The sequence below is a fragment of the Croceibacterium mercuriale genome (genome assembly GCF_000802385.1).
GTDB classification, from domain to species: Bacteria; Pseudomonadota; Alphaproteobacteria; order Sphingomonadales; family Sphingomonadaceae; genus Croceibacterium; species Croceibacterium mercuriale.
This window is the reverse complement of sequence record NZ_JTDN01000002.1, coordinates 441,309-457,469: the sequence shown is the minus strand read 5'-3', so window position 1 is coordinate 457,469 and position 16,161 is coordinate 441,309. Positions and strand designations below refer to the sequence as shown.

The window sequence follows — 16,161 nt, the reverse complement described above, 5'->3', positions numbered from 1 at the left end:
CAATTTCAGGATAGGGATGAGGGAATGAGCAATATCGGAGGGGGCGCGAGCCTCGGGGCGCCGCCGGAGCGGGCGAACATGGGCTTCATCGCCGCGATCGTGTCGGTCGCGACGATCGGCGGCCTGCTGTTCGGCTATGACAGCGGCGCGGTGAACGGCACGCAGGAAGGGCTGACCACCGCATTCGGCCTGTCTGAAGGGGGGCTGGGGTTCACCGTCGGATCGCTGCTCATCGGCTGCTTTATCGGCGCCTTCTCCGCCGCGACGCTGGCCGACAGCATCGGCCGGCGCAACGTGCTGCGCCTGGCGGCGCTGCTGTTCCTGATCGGCGCCCTGATCCAGGGCTTCGCCGCCAACCAGCTGGTGTTCGTGCTGGCGCGCATCGCCGGCGGTATTTCCGTCGGCGCGGCCAGCGTGCTGTCGCCGGCCTACATCTCCGAAGTCGCACCGGCGCATATCCGCGGGCGGATGACGACGGTGCAGCAGATCATGATCATCACCGGGCTGACCACCGCCTTCGTGGTGAACTACTTCCTGGCGCAGGCGGCCGGCGCTTCCACCAACATCTGGTGGCTCGGGCTGGAAGCCTGGCGCTGGATGTACCTGATGCAGGCCGTGCCCGCCGCCGTGTTCCTGGTCGCGCTGTTCTTCATCCCGGAATCCCCGCGCTTCCTGGTCGCCAAGGGCCGCCACGACCATGCCAGCACCGTGCTGACCCGCCTGTTTGGCGAAACGGTGGCCAAGGCCAAGCTGGTGGAGATCCAGAACAGCTTTGCCGGCCAGCAGGCACCCAAACTGTCGGACGTGCGCGCCCCCGGCACCTTCCTGCGTCCGATCGTGTGGGCGGGTCTGGTGCTGGCGGTGTTCCAGCAGCTGGTCGGCATCAACGTGATCTTCTATTACGGCTCCACCCTGTGGCAGCTGGCCGGCTTCACCGAAGACCAGTCGTTGCTGATCAACATCGTGTCGGGCTTCGTGTCGATCGCCGCCTGTTTCCTGACCATCGCGCTGGTGGACCGGATCGGGCGCAAGCCGCTGCTGCTGATCGGTTCGGCCGGCATGACGGTGACGCTGTTCATGCTGGTCTATGTGTTCTCCAACGGCACGCTGGATGCGGCAGGGCAGCTGCAGCTGTCATCCAACCTGGGCACCACGGCACTGATCGCGGCCAACCTGTACGTGATCTTCTTCAACATCAGCTGGGGCCCGATCATGTGGGTCATGCTGGGCGAGATGTTCCCCAACCAGATCCGCGGGTCCGCGCTGGCGGTGTGCGGCTTCGCGCAGTGGTTTTCCAACTACCTGATCGCGCAGAGCTTCCCGATCATGGCATCGGCACTCGGGCTGGCGGCCAGCTACAGCTTCTACGCCGTATGCGCCCTGCTCAGCTTCTTCCTGGTGAAGCGGTTCATCAAGGAGACCAAGGGCAAGGAGCTGGAGGAAATGCAGGGCTGACCCTGCCGGCCGGCTGATCATGGGGCGGGGCAGCCGGGTGGCGCCCCGCCCTTTTTGCTGTCAGCTGCAGACGCTGTCGGCCGGGCGCGGGACAGCGGCGGGAACCGCGATCCCGCGGGCCTTGGCTGCGTCCTGCAACCGCGGGCTAGGGCCGGGCAGCGACAGGTCGATGGCGGCGGCGTAGAACGGGTCGGCCGTGGCCTGCTCCACCGGCACGAAGCGGAAGCCGAGCGCGCGGTACAGTGCCAGCAGCCGCGGCATCATGCGGGCGTCGAACGCGCCGGCATGCAGCAGCAGCACATAGGGGATGTCGCGCCCGACTGCGCCCTGTGCCAGCGCCCGGGCATTCAGCGCCGCCTGGCGTGCGGCGTCGAGGAAGCTGTCCTCCAGCGCGGTGATGGCCGCTGCATCACCCTTCGCCAGGCAGCGGGCATAGGCCCCGTTCCAGGCCCAGTCGCCAAAATCCATCGTCACCGGCGCGACGCGGTAGCCACCTTCGCGTAACGCCGCCCGCCCCGCCGCCAGCTGCGCCGGGTCGCGCCCTTCTGACAGGAAGGGGTAGCGAAACCAGCGCCAGTCCTCCCCTTCCATCAGCCGGGCGAGGACTGGCTCGTTGCGGGCGATCTCGTCGGCAAAGCCCGCAGGAGATAGCGTGTTCACGTTGGGGTGCGACCAGCTGTGATTGCCCAGCGGGAAGCCTGCCTGCCGCCAGGCCCGCAGCACCGCCTCGCCATCACTGTCATCCGCCAGCTTGGCGGCGTTGAGGAAGCCCATCGGCGCGGTCGCGCCGGCATCATGGAAGGCGGCGACCAGCGCCCGCGTGACCGCCAGATGCGTCTCGCCCGGCGGCAAGGGGCCATGCGCCGGCAGGTCGTCCACCGTGATTGCCAGCAGCGGCGCATCACTGGCCGCACCCGCGAACATCTCCACCGGCACCGCCTTCGCCATGGCGGCATAGCCGTCCGGGGACGGGTGCAGGTGGTCGCCGGAATCGTAGGCCGGCAGCATTCGCGACGAATCGGCCGGATCGCGCAGCGCGGCGTCGAAGTCGATCACCGCGTCGAACACGTTACTGGTGCGAATGAAGGCATTGATCGCCTGCCGGTCCGCCTCGCTCTCCGGTCCCGGATGGTAGTATTCGTTGCCGACAAAGGGCGTGATCGTGCCGCCGATCAGGCGGATGCCGTGGGCGTGCGCACGCTCCGCCAGCTGGCGATAGGCGCCGGTCACCTCCGCCACGATGCGGGCATGGTCCTCCGGTGTGGCAGGGGCATCGCGGGTCAGCACGCCCAGGTCGTTGATCCCTTCCAGCAGGATGGCATCGGTCACCCCGCTGCGGGCGATCACGTCCCGGTCGAACCGCGCCAGCAGGTTGGGGCCGGTCCCGTCCAGCAGCATGCGGTTGCCGCCGATCCCGGTGTTGATGACGCTGACATGCTCCGTCGCCGGATGGTCGCGCAGGCGGGTGAGCAGCGCATCGGTCCAGCGCCGGTGCGTGTCCGGCTGCACGCCGTAGCCATCGGTGATGCTGTCCCCGATTGCCACGATCGTGCGCGCCGGCGCGACCTCTGCAGGCGCATCCACCTCGACATCGGCCAGCAGGTGCCACCCGGGCAGGAGGGCCGCCCCGGCAAAGGCGGCATCCGCCACCCGGTCGCCGGGCAGCGTGAAGGCGATCGAACGCGATCCCGGATGGCCCGTGCGGACCTCCGGCGGCGCTGGCAGGTGCAGCGTTACCGCCAGGTCGGACCCGGCCTGCGTCGCCAGCTCCACCGGATCGGAATACATCTCTGCCCCTGCTGGGATGCGCACCCAACGCGCACCGGCAAAGGTCAGCGGCGTCGTGGCCTGCACCGCCGCCCGCCCCGTCGTGGCCAGCAGTCCCACGCTGGCGCCATCCACCAGCAGCGGCTGCGTGCCGAACAGGTTGGACAGGCGCACCCGCAGGCGCGGTCCGCCCAGCGACAGGCGCACCGCCTGCCGGACGGTGAGTGGGCCGGCCAGCGGCGCCTTTTCGGCATCCGCACCCTCCACCCGGATCTGCGCCGTGCCCCAGCTGGCGGTCCAGTCCTGCGCCGCCGCGCCGCTGGCCAGCAGCAGCGCGGTGGCGGCGGCCAGCCAACCCGTGGTCACTTTGCCGGGCATTGCGCACCCTCCGGACCGTTGACCAGCCGCGCCTCGGCCAGCGAAAGCGTGAAGGGGGGGGCCGCGCGGATCGTCACCGGCGCGTCTGCCGTCGCCGGCGCGAAGCAATGCAGCGGCACGCGCAAGCTGCGCCAGCCGCCCGCCACCAGCAGACCCGCCACGTCCAGCGCCCCGTTGCCCAGGGTCAGCTGCACCGGTCCGGCCGGCACCCGGTCCATGCGATATTGCAGCTGTAGCGCGGTATCGCCGTTGGTTTCGCGGCTGAGGGCCAGTTCCGGCCCCGTGATGCGTGCCGTGCCTGCGCCGCGCCAGCGCAGCTGCAGCGCGCCTTCCTGCAATAGGGGGCTGTCCACCGCACCTTGCGTGACCGTGTCGTCGAGCTGCAGGGCGAAGGGTCCGGGTACGCGGCCGCGGGCGAAGAACACGCCGGTATTGGCCAGGCTCGCATCCACGCCGGCTTCCTCTGCCAGCTGCGGCACGCTGCCGCCCTGTGCATAGGACAGGCCGTAATCGTACGGGAACAGCGGGTCGTACCCGTCCTGCCCGACGTTCAGCGTGAACTGCCCGGCGGTCTTCGGCCAGCTGAAGGACAGCCGCCCGCGGAAATCGTGCCGGGGCGCGCCATCGGGGCCGGCGATCAGCACATCGGCGATGCCGCCGCCCTCCGACCCCGGCAGCCAGCCGGCGACGAAGGCGTCGGACTGGTTCAGCTCCGGATTGACCCATAATGGCCGGCCGGACAGGAATACGGAGACGGTGGGGATGCCCGCCGCCTTCAGCCGCTGCAGCAGCGCCAAGGATTGCTTGTCGCCCGCCTCGAACTCCAGCGTGCGCACGTCGCCGCGCCCTTCGGCGTAAGGCATCTCGCCGAACACCACGATCGCGGCGTCGGGCCGGTCGGTGAAGCTGCCGTCGGCGCTCAGCGTCGCCGATCCGCCGCCGGCCCGTACCGCCTCGGCAAGGCCGGCATAGATCGACTGCGCATTGGGGAAGTCGGCATTGCTGTTGCCGTCGCCCTGCCAGCTCAGCGTCCAGCCGCCCGACTGCAGGCCGATATCGTCGGCATGGGTCCCGGCGACCAGCAGCTTGGCGTCAGGCCGCAGCGGCAGGACGCCATCGTTCTTCAGCAGTACCAGCGATTGCCGCACTGCCTCGCGCGCGATCGCCCGATGCGCGGGTGCGCCAATCACGCCGGGGCGGTCGGCAAAGGGCCGCGCGGTGTCGAACAGGCCCAGCCGGTGCTTCACCCGCAGGATGCGGCGCACGGCATCGTCGACCCGCTCCATGGGGATGGTTCCGGCGCGCACCTGCGCCAGCGTGGTGTCGAACAGGCCCTGCCAGCTGTCGGGTGCCATGGCCATGTCCAGCCCGGCATTGAAGCTGGCGGCACAATCGGTCTTGGTGCAGCCCGCCACCTGCGCATGGCCGTTCCAGTCACCCACGATGAACCCGTCGAACCCCATCCGCCCCTTCAGCACATCGGTCAGCAGCGAGCGGTTGCCATGCATCTTCTGCCCGTTCCACGAATTGAACGAAGCCATGATCGTCATCACCCCGCCATTGATCGCGGGCGGGTAGCCCGGCGCATGGGTGGCGATCAGCTCGGCCTCGGACAGTTCGGTATTGCCCTGGTCCACACCGCTGGTGGTGCCGCCATCCCCCAGGAAATGCTTGGCACTGGCCGCCACGCGCCCGACCTGGATAGTGGTCAGGCCGGGCTTGCCCTGCAGCCCTTCCACCATCGCGCCCGAGAAGGCGCGCACCAGCTGCGGATCTTCGGAATAGCCTTCGTAGGTGCGGCCCCAGCGATCGTCCTGCGGCACGGCCAGCGTCGGGCCGAATGCCCAGTGAATGCCGGCCGCCGCCGTCTCCTGCGCGGTGGCATCGCCGATGCGGCGGGTCAGGTCGAGATTGCGGGTCGCCCCCAGCGCGATGTTGTGCGGGAAGAGGGTGGCGCCGACGACATTGTTGTTGCCGTGCACCGCATCGATGCCGAAGATCAGCGGGATCGCGGTGTGGCCGGTGCGCGGCTCCATTGCCACCGCCTCGAACGCGTTCACCGTGGCGGCCCAGTCCGGACCGGGCGAGCGGTCGGGCCTGCCCAGCGGGGGCGAGCTGCCGCCCGACAGGATGGATCCGAGCGGATAGCGGCGCAGATCATCGGGCGTGATCGCGCTGGTATCGGCCTGGATCATCTGGCCGACCTTCTCCTCCAGGCTCATCCGGGTCATCAGTTCGGTCACGAAGGCCTCGGTCGCGGGATCGACCAGGCCGCGGCTGCGCGCCTGCGGCCACAGGTCCGGATGGGCGGTGCTGGCCGACGCGCCTGCCACCGGCCCGGCGTCCTGCGCCATCGCGGTGGATGCCAGCAGCGTGGCGCCGATGATGCTGCAGATCCCTGCCTGTCTCATCCCTGTCCTCCCAATCTGTTCTTGTCTGGCGTATCAGGAGGCCCACATTGCCCCTGTATCGCTCTGCTGTTAGCGTTACCGGAAGCGACAGCACGGATCAATCACGGCACCTCCGGTTCCGGTGCCCCCACAGCGACAAGGATCACGACTCCCTCATGGCCACCCAGACCGCAACACCCGCGAACATGCTGCACTCCATCGACGCCGCCACCGGCGAACCGTTCGGCGAACCCTTTGCCCAGCATGGCGCCGCCGATGTGGACGCCGCCTGCGCCGCCGCCACCGCCGCGTTCGACGATTACCGCAGCCGTCCGCTGGAGGACCGCGCCGCGTTCCTGGACCGCATTGCGGACGAGATCATGGCGATTGGCGATCCGCTGATCGAGGCGGCGATGCGCGAATCCGGCCTGCCCCGCGCCCGGCTGGAAGGCGAGCGTGGCCGCACCACGGGCCAGCTGAAGCTGTTTGCGCAGGTCGTGCGCGACGGCAATTTCCTGGGCCTGCGCGTGGACAGCGCGCTGCCCGACCGCCAGCCGCTGCCCCGGCCGGACCTGCGCCTGCGCAAGGTGCCGCTCGGTCCGGTGGCCGTGTTCGGCGCCTCCAACTTCCCGCTCGCCTTTTCCACCGCCGGCGGTGACACCGCATCGGCGCTGGCTGCCGGCTGCCCGGTGGTGGTGAAGGGCCATGGCGCCCATCCGCGCACCGGCTCGCTGGTGGCGGAGGCGATCGCCCGCGCCGTGGCGGCGTGCAACATGCCGGCCGGCGTGTTCAATCACCTGCTCGGCCCCGGCAACCAGGTCGGCAGCGCGCTGGTGCAGGATCCGCGCATCGCCGCGGTCGGCTTCACCGGATCGCGCAGCGGCGGCATGGCGCTGGTCAAGCTGGCGCAGGCGCGCGCCGTGCCGATCCCCGTCTATGCGGAGATGTCCAGCATCAACCCGGTGCTGCTGATGCCGCACGCGCTGGCCACCCGCGGCGCCGCGCTGGGCACCGCGTTCGTGGGCTCGCTGACGATGGGTTCGGGCCAGTTCTGCACCAATCCCGGCCTGCTGCTGGCGATCGAGGGCGAAGGGCTGGACGCGTTCTTGGATGCCGCCCGTGCGGCACTGGCCGATGCGCAGGCATCCACCATGCTGACCGCCGGCATCCATGCCGCCTACACCAAGGGCGTCGAGGACCTGTCCAGCCATCCGCATGTCGAGACGATCGGCCGCGGCGCGGTGGGGCAGGGCAAGACCTGCGGCCAGGCCGGCCTGTTCGCCACCACGGCGGAGGCGTTCCTGGCGGACGAGGCGCTGGGTCACGAGATCTTCGGCGCGTCCAGCCTGCTGGTCCGCTGCCGTGACGAGGCCGAACTGGTCCGCGTGCTGCGCGCCGCGGAAGGGCAGCTGACCGCGACGATCCAGATGGATGGCGGCGACACCGACATGGCCGGGCGCCTGCTGCCCGTGCTGGAGCTGAAGGCCGGCCGCGTGCTGGTCAATGGCTGGCCCACCGGCGTGGAAGTGGCGCATGCCATGGTCCATGGCGGGCCGTTCCCCTCCACGTCGGACGGGCGCACCACCAGCGTCGGCAGCCTGGCGATCGACCGGTACCTGCGGCCGGTCAGCTACCAGAACCTGCCGGCGGAGCTGCTGCCGGCCGAGCTGCGCGACGATGCCACCCTGCCGCGCATGCTGGACGGCAAGGCGGGCTGATCAGGCTGGCGGGCGGCCTGCAACAGGCCGCCCGCCACCTTCGTTACTGCGCGGCCTCGCCCGTCTGCGCCATCGCGGCATGCACCAGCGCGACATAGCTGGGCGTCATGTTCACCACATATTCGTTCTGCCCCCAGAAGAACGGCCAGTCCTCCTTGTTCTCCGGGAAGTCGGGTTTCAGCACCAGCACGCCTGGCACCACACCGCCGGCGATGAAGGAGAAGTCGGCCCGGTTCATGCCATAGGCGACCTCCTTCGACCGGGCGCCGACGCCCGACACGAAGGACAGATTGTGCGCCGGATGCGTGCCGTGCAGGTAATCGAGCGCGCGGAACACCTGGGCGCCATCGCTCACTTCCGGGAAGGCGGTGTGGATCGCATGGTCGGTCAGTCCCGCCTGGATCACCGCGCCATTGCCCGCCCAGCCGCCGGTGGTGATCGGCACGCCATAGGGGTTGGGGTCGGTCTCCTGCGGCGCGGCCTTCCACGCGCGTGCGGCCTGCTCCACCTCGGTGCGGTAGTCCGCCGGCATGTGCGGCAACGCCTTGATCGCAGTCGTGGCATAGCCGCCGAACCGCTGTGACACCTCCGGCCACAATCGCATGATCGCTGCCACATAGGCCGGATCCTGCGTGGTCACCAGCAGCTCCACCGCGGCGGTGAACTCCTCGCCCGGCAGCCAGCCGCCGGTCGTGTTGCCATGGCTGAAAGTGTTGGGCGCATGGCCGTGCTCCTCCGTCCACACGCCCTGCGCAATCCGCAGCGCCTTGTCCGCCAGTGCATCATTGTGCCCGCGCAGCGCCCGCGCCGCACCGGCCAGCGCCGCGGCGGAACCGTAGTTCAGCGCGCTGGACCGGCTGGTGAACACCCAGCGATCGTCCGGCGTGCCGCTGCGCTCCCCACGCCGCTCGCCGAAGGCCAGCGAGGGATCGTAGACCAGCCCGTCCGTCTTGGAGGCGGCATCGCCCAGATGGGTGTATTGCGCCACGTCCGGCTCCACCACGCCGTGCACGGCATAGCCGACCGCATCGTACATGGAGGCGAGGTAGAGCGCGCCATGTTCGATCTGCTGCAGGATGTCGGGCTTGCCGTCCGGCACATGCAGTTCGACCCGCCGCAGGCGATGATCCACCAGCGTCTGGTCGCGCATCGGGCGGTGATCGTCCCACAGGCCGACCAGGCTGCGCATGACGGCATATTGCGTCTGCGTGCGGATGTCGAAATCGCCCGCATCCAGCCAGCCGCCGACATTCAGGCCAGGGATATGCTCGCCCGGGGCGAACTTCGTGTCGGTGGTCGGCCCCTGCCGGTACAGGTCGATATGCTCGTGGTTCACCGGCGCCTGCCGGGCGTCGTCGCGGTGCGGCTCGCCATGCCAGATGCGGTAGGCCTCGTTCACCAGCATGTGGTCCATCTGCACCGGCATGTAGACGTCCATCCCCGGGTGCCAGGCGGTGGCGTAGACATCCGCGCCGATGCGGAACGGCGCGGTGCGCTGCCCGGCATAGTCCAGCTGGTACAGGCCCGGCTCCTGCACTCCGGTGAAGTCGAAGGAGGCATAGTTGTAGCGCAGATAGCCGCCCCATGGCTTCGCCGCGGCGGCCGCGACCGCTTCGGTGCCGTTTTCCGTCACCCGCAACAGCGTGACGTCGCCGCCGCGATCATCGTGCCTGTCCAGTTCCAGCACGGCGACCTTGGCCTGGCGCGGCGTGTATCCGACCTGCGAATGACCGATCACCGGCGCGCGCAGCCAGTCGGGCACCAGGGTCGGCGACAGGGTCCATTCGACAACGCGCCCGGTCTGCCCCGCGGGGATCAGGCTGCGCGCCACGAACCAGCCATTCTGCGCCTGGTTGCGCCCGTCATACAGGTTGATCGTCCCGGCTGCGGCCCGGATGCCTACGCGCCGTGCGGGGTCCTCGGGCGCCAGCACCAGCTGCCGTCCGCCCGCCAGCGGCAGCGGCTCCGCCCCCGGACCGATGTCGCGCCCGCTGGCGGCATTCCGCTCGCCACCCGCCACCATGTCGCTGGCGGGATGCACCGGGAAACTGCCGCCGGTCCCGTCCGCCAGCCATGAATGATGGAAGTAGGCCGAAGGCAGGAATTCCAGGTTCAGCCCGGCCCGTCCCGCCAGGGCCGCAGGCAGCGGCTGGTCCAGCACGACGGCCAGCTTCACCGTGTCGCCATCGGGTTCGGCCACGATGCGGTACTGGAACCGGTAGTCGGGATATTCCAGCAGCACCTCGATCCGCCCGGTGGCAGGATCGACGGTGCGGCTGACCAGCCGGCCGATCTCGTCCCATTGGCCGGGGGTGGAGGACAGGCGCACATCGCCATTGGTGGCGATCCGCTCCCCCTGCTGGATCAGCTCCACGCCCGAATGCTTGGCATCGGCGAACAGGCCGTCATACCAGTTGGAGAAGACCAGCACATCGGCCGCATCCCCTTCGTAATATTCGGCCGCGTTCAGCTTTAGTCCGTCATCCTGCGCCAGCGCCGGCATGGCGGCGGCAAGCGCCAGGGTGGAGGCCAGCGCGGCAAGGCCGCGGCGGAGATTGCGCTTCATTGGTCCTGCTCCCGATCATGTTCTTGTTGTTGAGGTGTGTCGCGGCCGAACAGCCGGTCGGCAGCCAGCGCCAGGAACATGTAATTGGTGGCCCCGCCGCCCATCACATATTCGGCCTGCTGCCAGAAATACGGCCATTCCTTCAGCTCCGGCAGGTCGGGCCGGATCAGATTGGTGCCGCTGATGACGCCGCCCGGAATGTAGCTGAAATCGGCCCGGTTCAGGCCGTAGGCCACAGTGGCCGAACGCGCGCCGACGCCTGACACGAAGCTGCTGGTATTCGCCCCCGGATGCACGCCCAGCACGAAGTTCAGCGCGTTCAGCCAGCCATCATTGCCGGTGACTTGCGGCCAGCCCTTGGCGAAGAAGAACTGGCGGACGCCGCGTTCCTGGATCTGCCAGCCGGCACCCCAGATCTCCGGCTTGTAGGGCACGCCATAGGGGCTGTCGCTGCGTGCGCTCTGCACCACCTGCGCCTGATAGGCGGCCACGCCCTCGGCCAGCTGTGTGCGGAAGGCAGCAGGCAGACGATCCTGCACGCCGTGCAGCATCCAGGCGGTGCCGGCGACATCGGCCAGGATGCGCGGGGCCAGCGTCGCCAGCCGGTCGGCATAGGCCTGCTCCCCGGTGGTCTCCAGCAATTCGGCCAGCGCGAACACTTCGGGCGCCAGGGTCTTGCCGCGGCCCAGGGCCTTGGCGGTGATGTCGCGCGCCGCGGCCAGCGCTTCTGCCGCCATCTGCGGGTTCTCGGTCCGCAGCACACGGGCAGCGGTGGCCAGCGCGGCGGCGGCATCCAGCTCCCGGTCCGGATTGTCCTCCGTGAACACCCAGCGATCATCCGCCGGAACCGGATCGCCATTGTTGTCCACGCCCAGATCGGTGCCGCCGCCCGGCTGGTTGTCGGTGACGTTCACCGTATCGCCCAGCAGCACATATTGCCGCAGGTTGGGCACGATCACCCCGCGATACAGCCGGCCCATTGCGCGATAGCCGCCCAGGATCGACAGCAGGCCATGCTCGATCTGCTGGACCGCATCGTTGCGCCCGTCGGGATCGCGCAGTTCCACGGATTTCGTCGCCTGGTCGATGCGCGTGGCATCGTAATCCAGGCCGAACTCCTCCACCATCTTGGACAGGATCCACACCTCGCCCGCCTGCGACTCCACCCGCAGATCGTCATCGCCGGCATCGTGCCAGCCACCCGCATCCAGATGCGGAACCCGCTCGCCCGGCTGGAAGCTGGTGAGGGTGGAGGGACCCTGCACATAGCCGTCGAAATGGTTGAGGTCCGTCGGCGCCATCAGCGCATCGTCCAGATGGTCGCGCCCGTGCCAGACGCGGTATTTCTCCCGCACCAGCATGTGGCACATCTGGATCGGCAGGAAATATTCCAGCGTCGGCTGCCACGCCCCGCGCGCGAACACCGCGCTGTCGATCCGGAACGGCGCCGACAGCTGCGCGCCATAACCGATCTGATACAGGCCGGGCTGCGTCACCCCGCTGAAGTCGAAGGTGCGGTACTGATACCGCAGGAAATCGCCCCAGCGTTCGGGCGTGGCGGACAGTATCGACTCGCGCCCTGCCTCGCCCAGCCGGAACAGTTGCGCCGGCGTATCGCCTGCATCATTCGGGTCCAGTTCGATCACCGCGCGCTTGGGCTGCCTGGGGGCGTAGCCGATCTGCGATACCTGGATCACCGGCTCGTACTGCCAGCCGGGCATCACGTTGGGCGTGACCAGCCACTCCACCGCGCCCGTCGTGGCGCCGGCGGCAACCTGCTGGCGCACGATGTACCAGCCGTTGTTGTGCGCCGATCGCCCGTCGATCAGCTGCAGCTGGCCGTTGCGGCTCTCGATCCGGATGCGCTGTGCGTCCTCCTCCGGCGCGACCAGCAACACCTGCCCCGTGGCCAGCGGCTCTGCCAGTGGCTGGCCGACCAGCGCCTGCACCGGGCCGTTGGCATCCACGTTACGCGGCACCGGCAGGTCCGGGCCGTCGGCGCGCACCACCGGCCCGCCCGGCTGGCGCGGGAAGGTGCCGGCGGCGCCGTCCAGCACCCAGCCCTTGCCGAACAGGGGCGTGGGGAACAGCTCCAGATTGAAGCCGACCTTGCCCACCCACGCGGCCGGCAGCGGCTGGTCCAGATCGACGCTGATGCGGAACCCTCCGCCGTCTGCCGGCGTCACCCGCACCTGATAGGTCAGGGCCAGATCGGGGTAGAAGATCGGGTTGAAGCCCGTCCCGTTCTTTGCCGGATCGGGGTAGCTGAGGCGTTGCGTGATAGTGCCGCTCGCCCGGTCGATCGCCCGCTCGCCGGCCGATACCGGCATGGGCGACCACTGGCCCGGTTCCGGCTCCAGCCGCAGGTCGCCATTGGCAGCCACGCGCGATCCGTGCTGGATGATCGTCACGCCCGTCTGGTGCCCGTCGGGGTAGATGTCGTCGAACACGATGACGTCCAGCCCCGGCTCCGTCAGGTAGCCGCGCTCCCCCAGCTGCAGTCCGTCCTGTGCCCGGGCTGTGCTCGCCAGCAGCAGCGGTAGCGCTATCATGCACGCGCTCAGGCAACGCGCCTTGTGTCCTTGCATCCTCATCTCAACCCCGTTTCTTGTTATTCAGGCGGCTGGCGGATCAGGCAGCGACGCCGCCGTGCCGATCCAGATATTGCTGGTGGGTGGGCAGCTTGGCGACGGTGGCGGCGGTGGCCGCCTGCATGTCGGCCAGGGCCTGCCGCAGCCGCTCGGGTGGCATCAGCCGGGCCACATGGTGATGGCCTTCCGGCTCCAGCCGCTGGCCCAGCATGACCTGCACCCAGCTGTCGACCCGGAACAGGTCGTCCGCGCCCTGCCAGGCATGCGCCGCCTCGCGCCACACGGCGATCCGTTCAGTCAGACTGGCCGGCAGCTCCATCTCGCGCATCCGCTGCCAGAACGGCTCCGGCCGCTGGTTCAGCACGTAATGCAGCATCACGAAGTCGCGCACCCGCTCCAGCTCCCGCTGGGCCAGGTCGTCGAACCGGCGGGCGAGGGCGGGTGTGCTGCCGTTGAACGGGAACAGCTGCAGCAGGCGGGTGATGGCGATCATGGTCAGGTGGATGCTGGTCGATTCCAGCGGCTCCACGAACCCGCTCGCCAGGCTGAGCGCGATGCAGTTGTTGACCCACACCCGCTTGCGGCGCCCGGTGGTGAAGCGGATCAGGCGCGGCTCGATCAGCGGCTCGCCTTCCACCAGCCCGAGGAAGCGATGACGCGCCTCGTCATCGGACAGGAAATCGCTGGCATAGACCAGCCCGTTGCCCACGCGATGCTGCAACGGGATCTGCCAGCGCCAGCCCGCATCATGCGCGATGGCGCGGGTGTACGGCACGGCCGGCCCGACGGCCCGCGTCTGCATCGCCAGCGCGCGGTTGGTCGGCAGCCAGTGGCTCCAGTCCTCCCACCCGGCCTGCATCTCGCCTTCGATCAGCAGCGCGCGAAAACCGGTGCAGTCCAGGAACAGGTCGCCTGCGACCCTGGCGCCATCCTCCAGCACCAGTGCGGCGATGTCGCCGCTGGCGCCGTCCCGCTCCACCCGGGCGATCCTGCCTTCGATGCGGACCAGCCCCTGCGCCTCCGCCTGTTCGCGCAGCGCCCTGGCATAGAGCCCGGCATCCAGGTGATAGGCGTAGTTCAGGGAGCCGTTCTCGTCCGTGGCGAAGCGTTCCGCCCGGGCGGCCTCGTGCTCCGCGCAGGCGGCGCTCAGCTCGCCACCGAAGCCTTGGGCGTGCGCCTCCAGCCACATGTGATGGAACTCCGCCATCCAGGTGCCGCGTCCCAGCGCGCCGAAGGAATGGATGTAGCTGTCGCCTTCCCGCGCCCAGCCTTCGAACTGGATGCCCAGCTTGAAGCTCGCCTTGGCAGCGCGCAAGAACGCGTTCTCGTCCAGCCCCAGCAGGGCGTGGAAGGCGCGGATCGTGGGGATGGTCGCTTCGCCCACGCCGATCGTGCCGATCTCGTCCGATTCCACCAGCGTCACCGCCACCTGCCCGCGCAGCTGGCGCGTCAGCGCCGCCGCCGCCAGCCAGCCGGCTGTGCCGCCGCCAGCGATCACCACTCGCGTCACGCCTTGCTCCCTCGTCATCGGTTCAGCTTCTGCAGCAGCCGCGCGCGCAGGCGGCGGGCGCCGGGTTCGTCCAGCGGCGCCAGCGCGCCCCGGGCATGCTCCGGCAGATGCGCGGCGGGCAGGTCGGGTGGACCCCAGACATAATAGTCGAACATGGCGCGCCACGCCTGTTTCTCGGCTTCCGGCCGGTCGCGCAGGCTGAGCAGGCCGTGCAGCAGCGTGTTCATCGGCGTATCGGCGAAGCGCGGCACCGGGTTCCACCAATAGTTGATCATGGCATTGAACGGGTCCAGCGCCGCCACATTGTGCCACCACAATGCGGGGTAGAACAGCACGTCGCCGGGCTCCATCTCCGCCACCTGCGCATGCGCCAGCGCCGTGGCGAAGCGGGGATAGCGCGCAAGGTCGGGTTCGCGCAGGTCGACCATGGACACGACCTGCCCGCCGGGCGTCGGCTCCAGCGGGCCGGGATACAGGTTCGCCACCTGGTCGGGCGGGAACAGGGTGAAGCGGCGCCGGCCGACCATGCAGCAGGCGATGTTGTTCGACATGTCGTAATGCGTGGCCGCGATCGTGCGGTTGCCGATCCAGATGCTGGCCACCGGTTCCGCGCCCAGTGTCGCCGCATCCAGCCGCGGGCCGTTCGCGGTGCGCAGGCCGGGCAGGAAGGTGTCGAGGTCGGCCGATCCCAGGTACAGCGCCGGCGCCGCCGGATCGTCGGCCGTGCTTGCCATACGCGCCAGATAGTCGGCCAGCGTCACCTGCTCCGCAGTGAAGTTCAGGCCGGTGATATCCGCGTTGTAGAAGAACCGCCCGCCGATTGCGGCCCCGCCTGTATAGCCGACCATGCGGTGACCGGCATCGAAACCGCGCAGATACTCCATCGCCGCCGCCGCACCGTCCTGCCCCGCGCGCACCAGCGGCCAGTCGCGACCGAAGCCTTGCAGGATCGTCGGCTCCCCCTGCGCCAGCAGGTCGGCGACCGGAATGACCTCCATCCCGGTGGCGTCGATCATGCGGACCGGACGCGGGGCGTCAGCCACGGGCGGCGTTCTTCAGCTCGATCAGCCGGGCCATGTTGCCCAGCGACGATTGCACCAGGAAGGCCAGCCGCAGCACGCCCGCGCGGTTCAGCCGCGCCAGCGTGTCGCCGTCCAGCGCCGCCAGCCGGTCGCCGGCGATCGTGTGATACTGGTTGAGCGCGATCTCGCGGCCGTCACCCAGCGTCACGGTGATCGCCACGGGCTCGATCAGGCCGGCCCCAGCCAGCGCGGCGAACATCGCCTCCGTCGCGGGCAGGCCTTCGCCGATCAGCTGCAGGCTGCGGGTGGCGCGCTGCAAGGCGGGCGCATGGCCCCCATGGGGCAGGAACAGCAGTTCGCCAAGGTCGCGGCCGATGCGCGGGTCGGCCAGGTCGACCAGGATCGTCGCCTCGCCATTGGCAGGGTTCACGGTGGCGGAAAACGGCCCGCGGGCCTGCACGGCCGGCACCGTGCGGCTGGTCCAGCGACCGTCGTGAAGAAACAGGTTTTCCCCGCGTTCCAGTCCCAGCAGCACCACGGCGTGCCAGGTGCCGGCATCGTCCTGCCGGAACAGGATGGGGAACTCGCGGGCCAGCGCCTCGAACTCGCCGGGCATGGCCAGCAGCTGGTTCACCGCGTCGCCGTGATCCGCGCCGTGGCGCCAGTCCACGCGCAGGTCGTGATGGTCGATCGTGTCGAGGGGGATGGGTGTGGTCATGGCCAAAGCTTACCGCAGGCGGGGCCGCTCGCAAGCAGCCCCGCCC

At 69.4% G+C, this 16,161-nt stretch carries 9 protein-coding genes; 2 read left to right on the top strand and 7 right to left on the bottom strand.

Going from position 1 to position 16,161, the window contains the following annotated elements:
• The first annotated feature begins 24 nt into the window (after positions 1 to 24).
• Positions 25 to 1,455: a sugar porter family MFS transporter gene (locus PK98_RS11830; RefSeq protein ID WP_052208600.1), complete on the top strand. Its 1,431-nt coding sequence runs from the start codon at positions 25 to 27 to the stop codon at positions 1,453 to 1,455.
• 60 nt (positions 1,456 to 1,515) lie between these two features.
• Here PK98_RS11830 and PK98_RS17085 read toward each other — a convergent pair whose 3' ends face one another.
• Entirely contained in the window at positions 1,516 to 3,600 is a 2,085-nt protein-coding gene (locus tag PK98_RS17085; protein WP_081996213.1) for an SGNH/GDSL hydrolase family protein, read from the bottom strand.
• Positions 3,585 to 6,011, bottom strand: coding sequence for a glycoside hydrolase family 3 protein (locus PK98_RS11820; protein ID WP_039097098.1), 2,427 nt, complete (start codon positions 6,009 to 6,011; stop codon positions 3,585 to 3,587). The genes PK98_RS17085 and PK98_RS11820 overlap by 16 nt, the downstream gene beginning before the upstream one ends.
• Before the next feature lie 155 nt (positions 6,012 to 6,166).
• On the opposite strand from PK98_RS11820, the gene PK98_RS11815 reads away from it, so the two are divergent.
• Positions 6,167 to 7,708, top strand: coding sequence for an aldehyde dehydrogenase (NADP(+)) (locus PK98_RS11815; protein WP_039097096.1), 1,542 nt, complete (start codon positions 6,167 to 6,169; stop codon positions 7,706 to 7,708).
• A 43-nt stretch (positions 7,709 to 7,751) separates the two neighbouring features.
• Here the strand turns inward: PK98_RS11815 and PK98_RS11810 are convergent, their stop codons facing one another.
• From PK98_RS11810 to PK98_RS11790, 5 genes are all read right to left on the bottom strand, one after another.
• Positions 7,752 to 10,274 (bottom strand): glycoside hydrolase family 9 protein, encoded by a 2,523-nt coding sequence (locus PK98_RS11810; RefSeq protein ID WP_039097095.1) that lies wholly within the window; start codon positions 10,272 to 10,274, stop codon positions 7,752 to 7,754.
• Positions 10,271 to 12,826 carry a glycoside hydrolase family 9 protein gene (locus PK98_RS11805; protein WP_052208598.1) on the bottom strand — a complete coding sequence of 852 codons (2,556 nt, stop codon included), beginning with the start codon at positions 12,824 to 12,826 and terminating at the stop codon, positions 10,271 to 10,273. The genes PK98_RS11810 and PK98_RS11805 overlap by 4 nt, the downstream gene beginning before the upstream one ends.
• Before the next feature lie 79 nt (positions 12,827 to 12,905).
• Positions 12,906 to 14,393: a tryptophan halogenase family protein gene (locus PK98_RS11800; protein WP_039097094.1), complete on the bottom strand. Its 1,488-nt coding sequence runs from the start codon at positions 14,391 to 14,393 to the stop codon at positions 12,906 to 12,908.
• Positions 14,390 to 15,373 carry a cupin-like domain-containing protein gene (locus tag PK98_RS11795; RefSeq protein WP_407637630.1) on the bottom strand — a complete coding sequence of 328 codons (984 nt, stop codon included), beginning with the start codon at positions 15,371 to 15,373 and terminating at the stop codon, positions 14,390 to 14,392. The genes PK98_RS11800 and PK98_RS11795 overlap by 4 nt, the downstream gene beginning before the upstream one ends.
• A gap of 37 nt (positions 15,374 to 15,410) precedes the next feature.
• Positions 15,411 to 16,115 (bottom strand): SapC family protein, encoded by a 705-nt coding sequence (locus PK98_RS11790; protein WP_039097092.1) that lies wholly within the window; start codon positions 16,113 to 16,115, stop codon positions 15,411 to 15,413.
• Between the last annotated feature and the right edge of the window lie 46 nt (positions 16,116 to 16,161).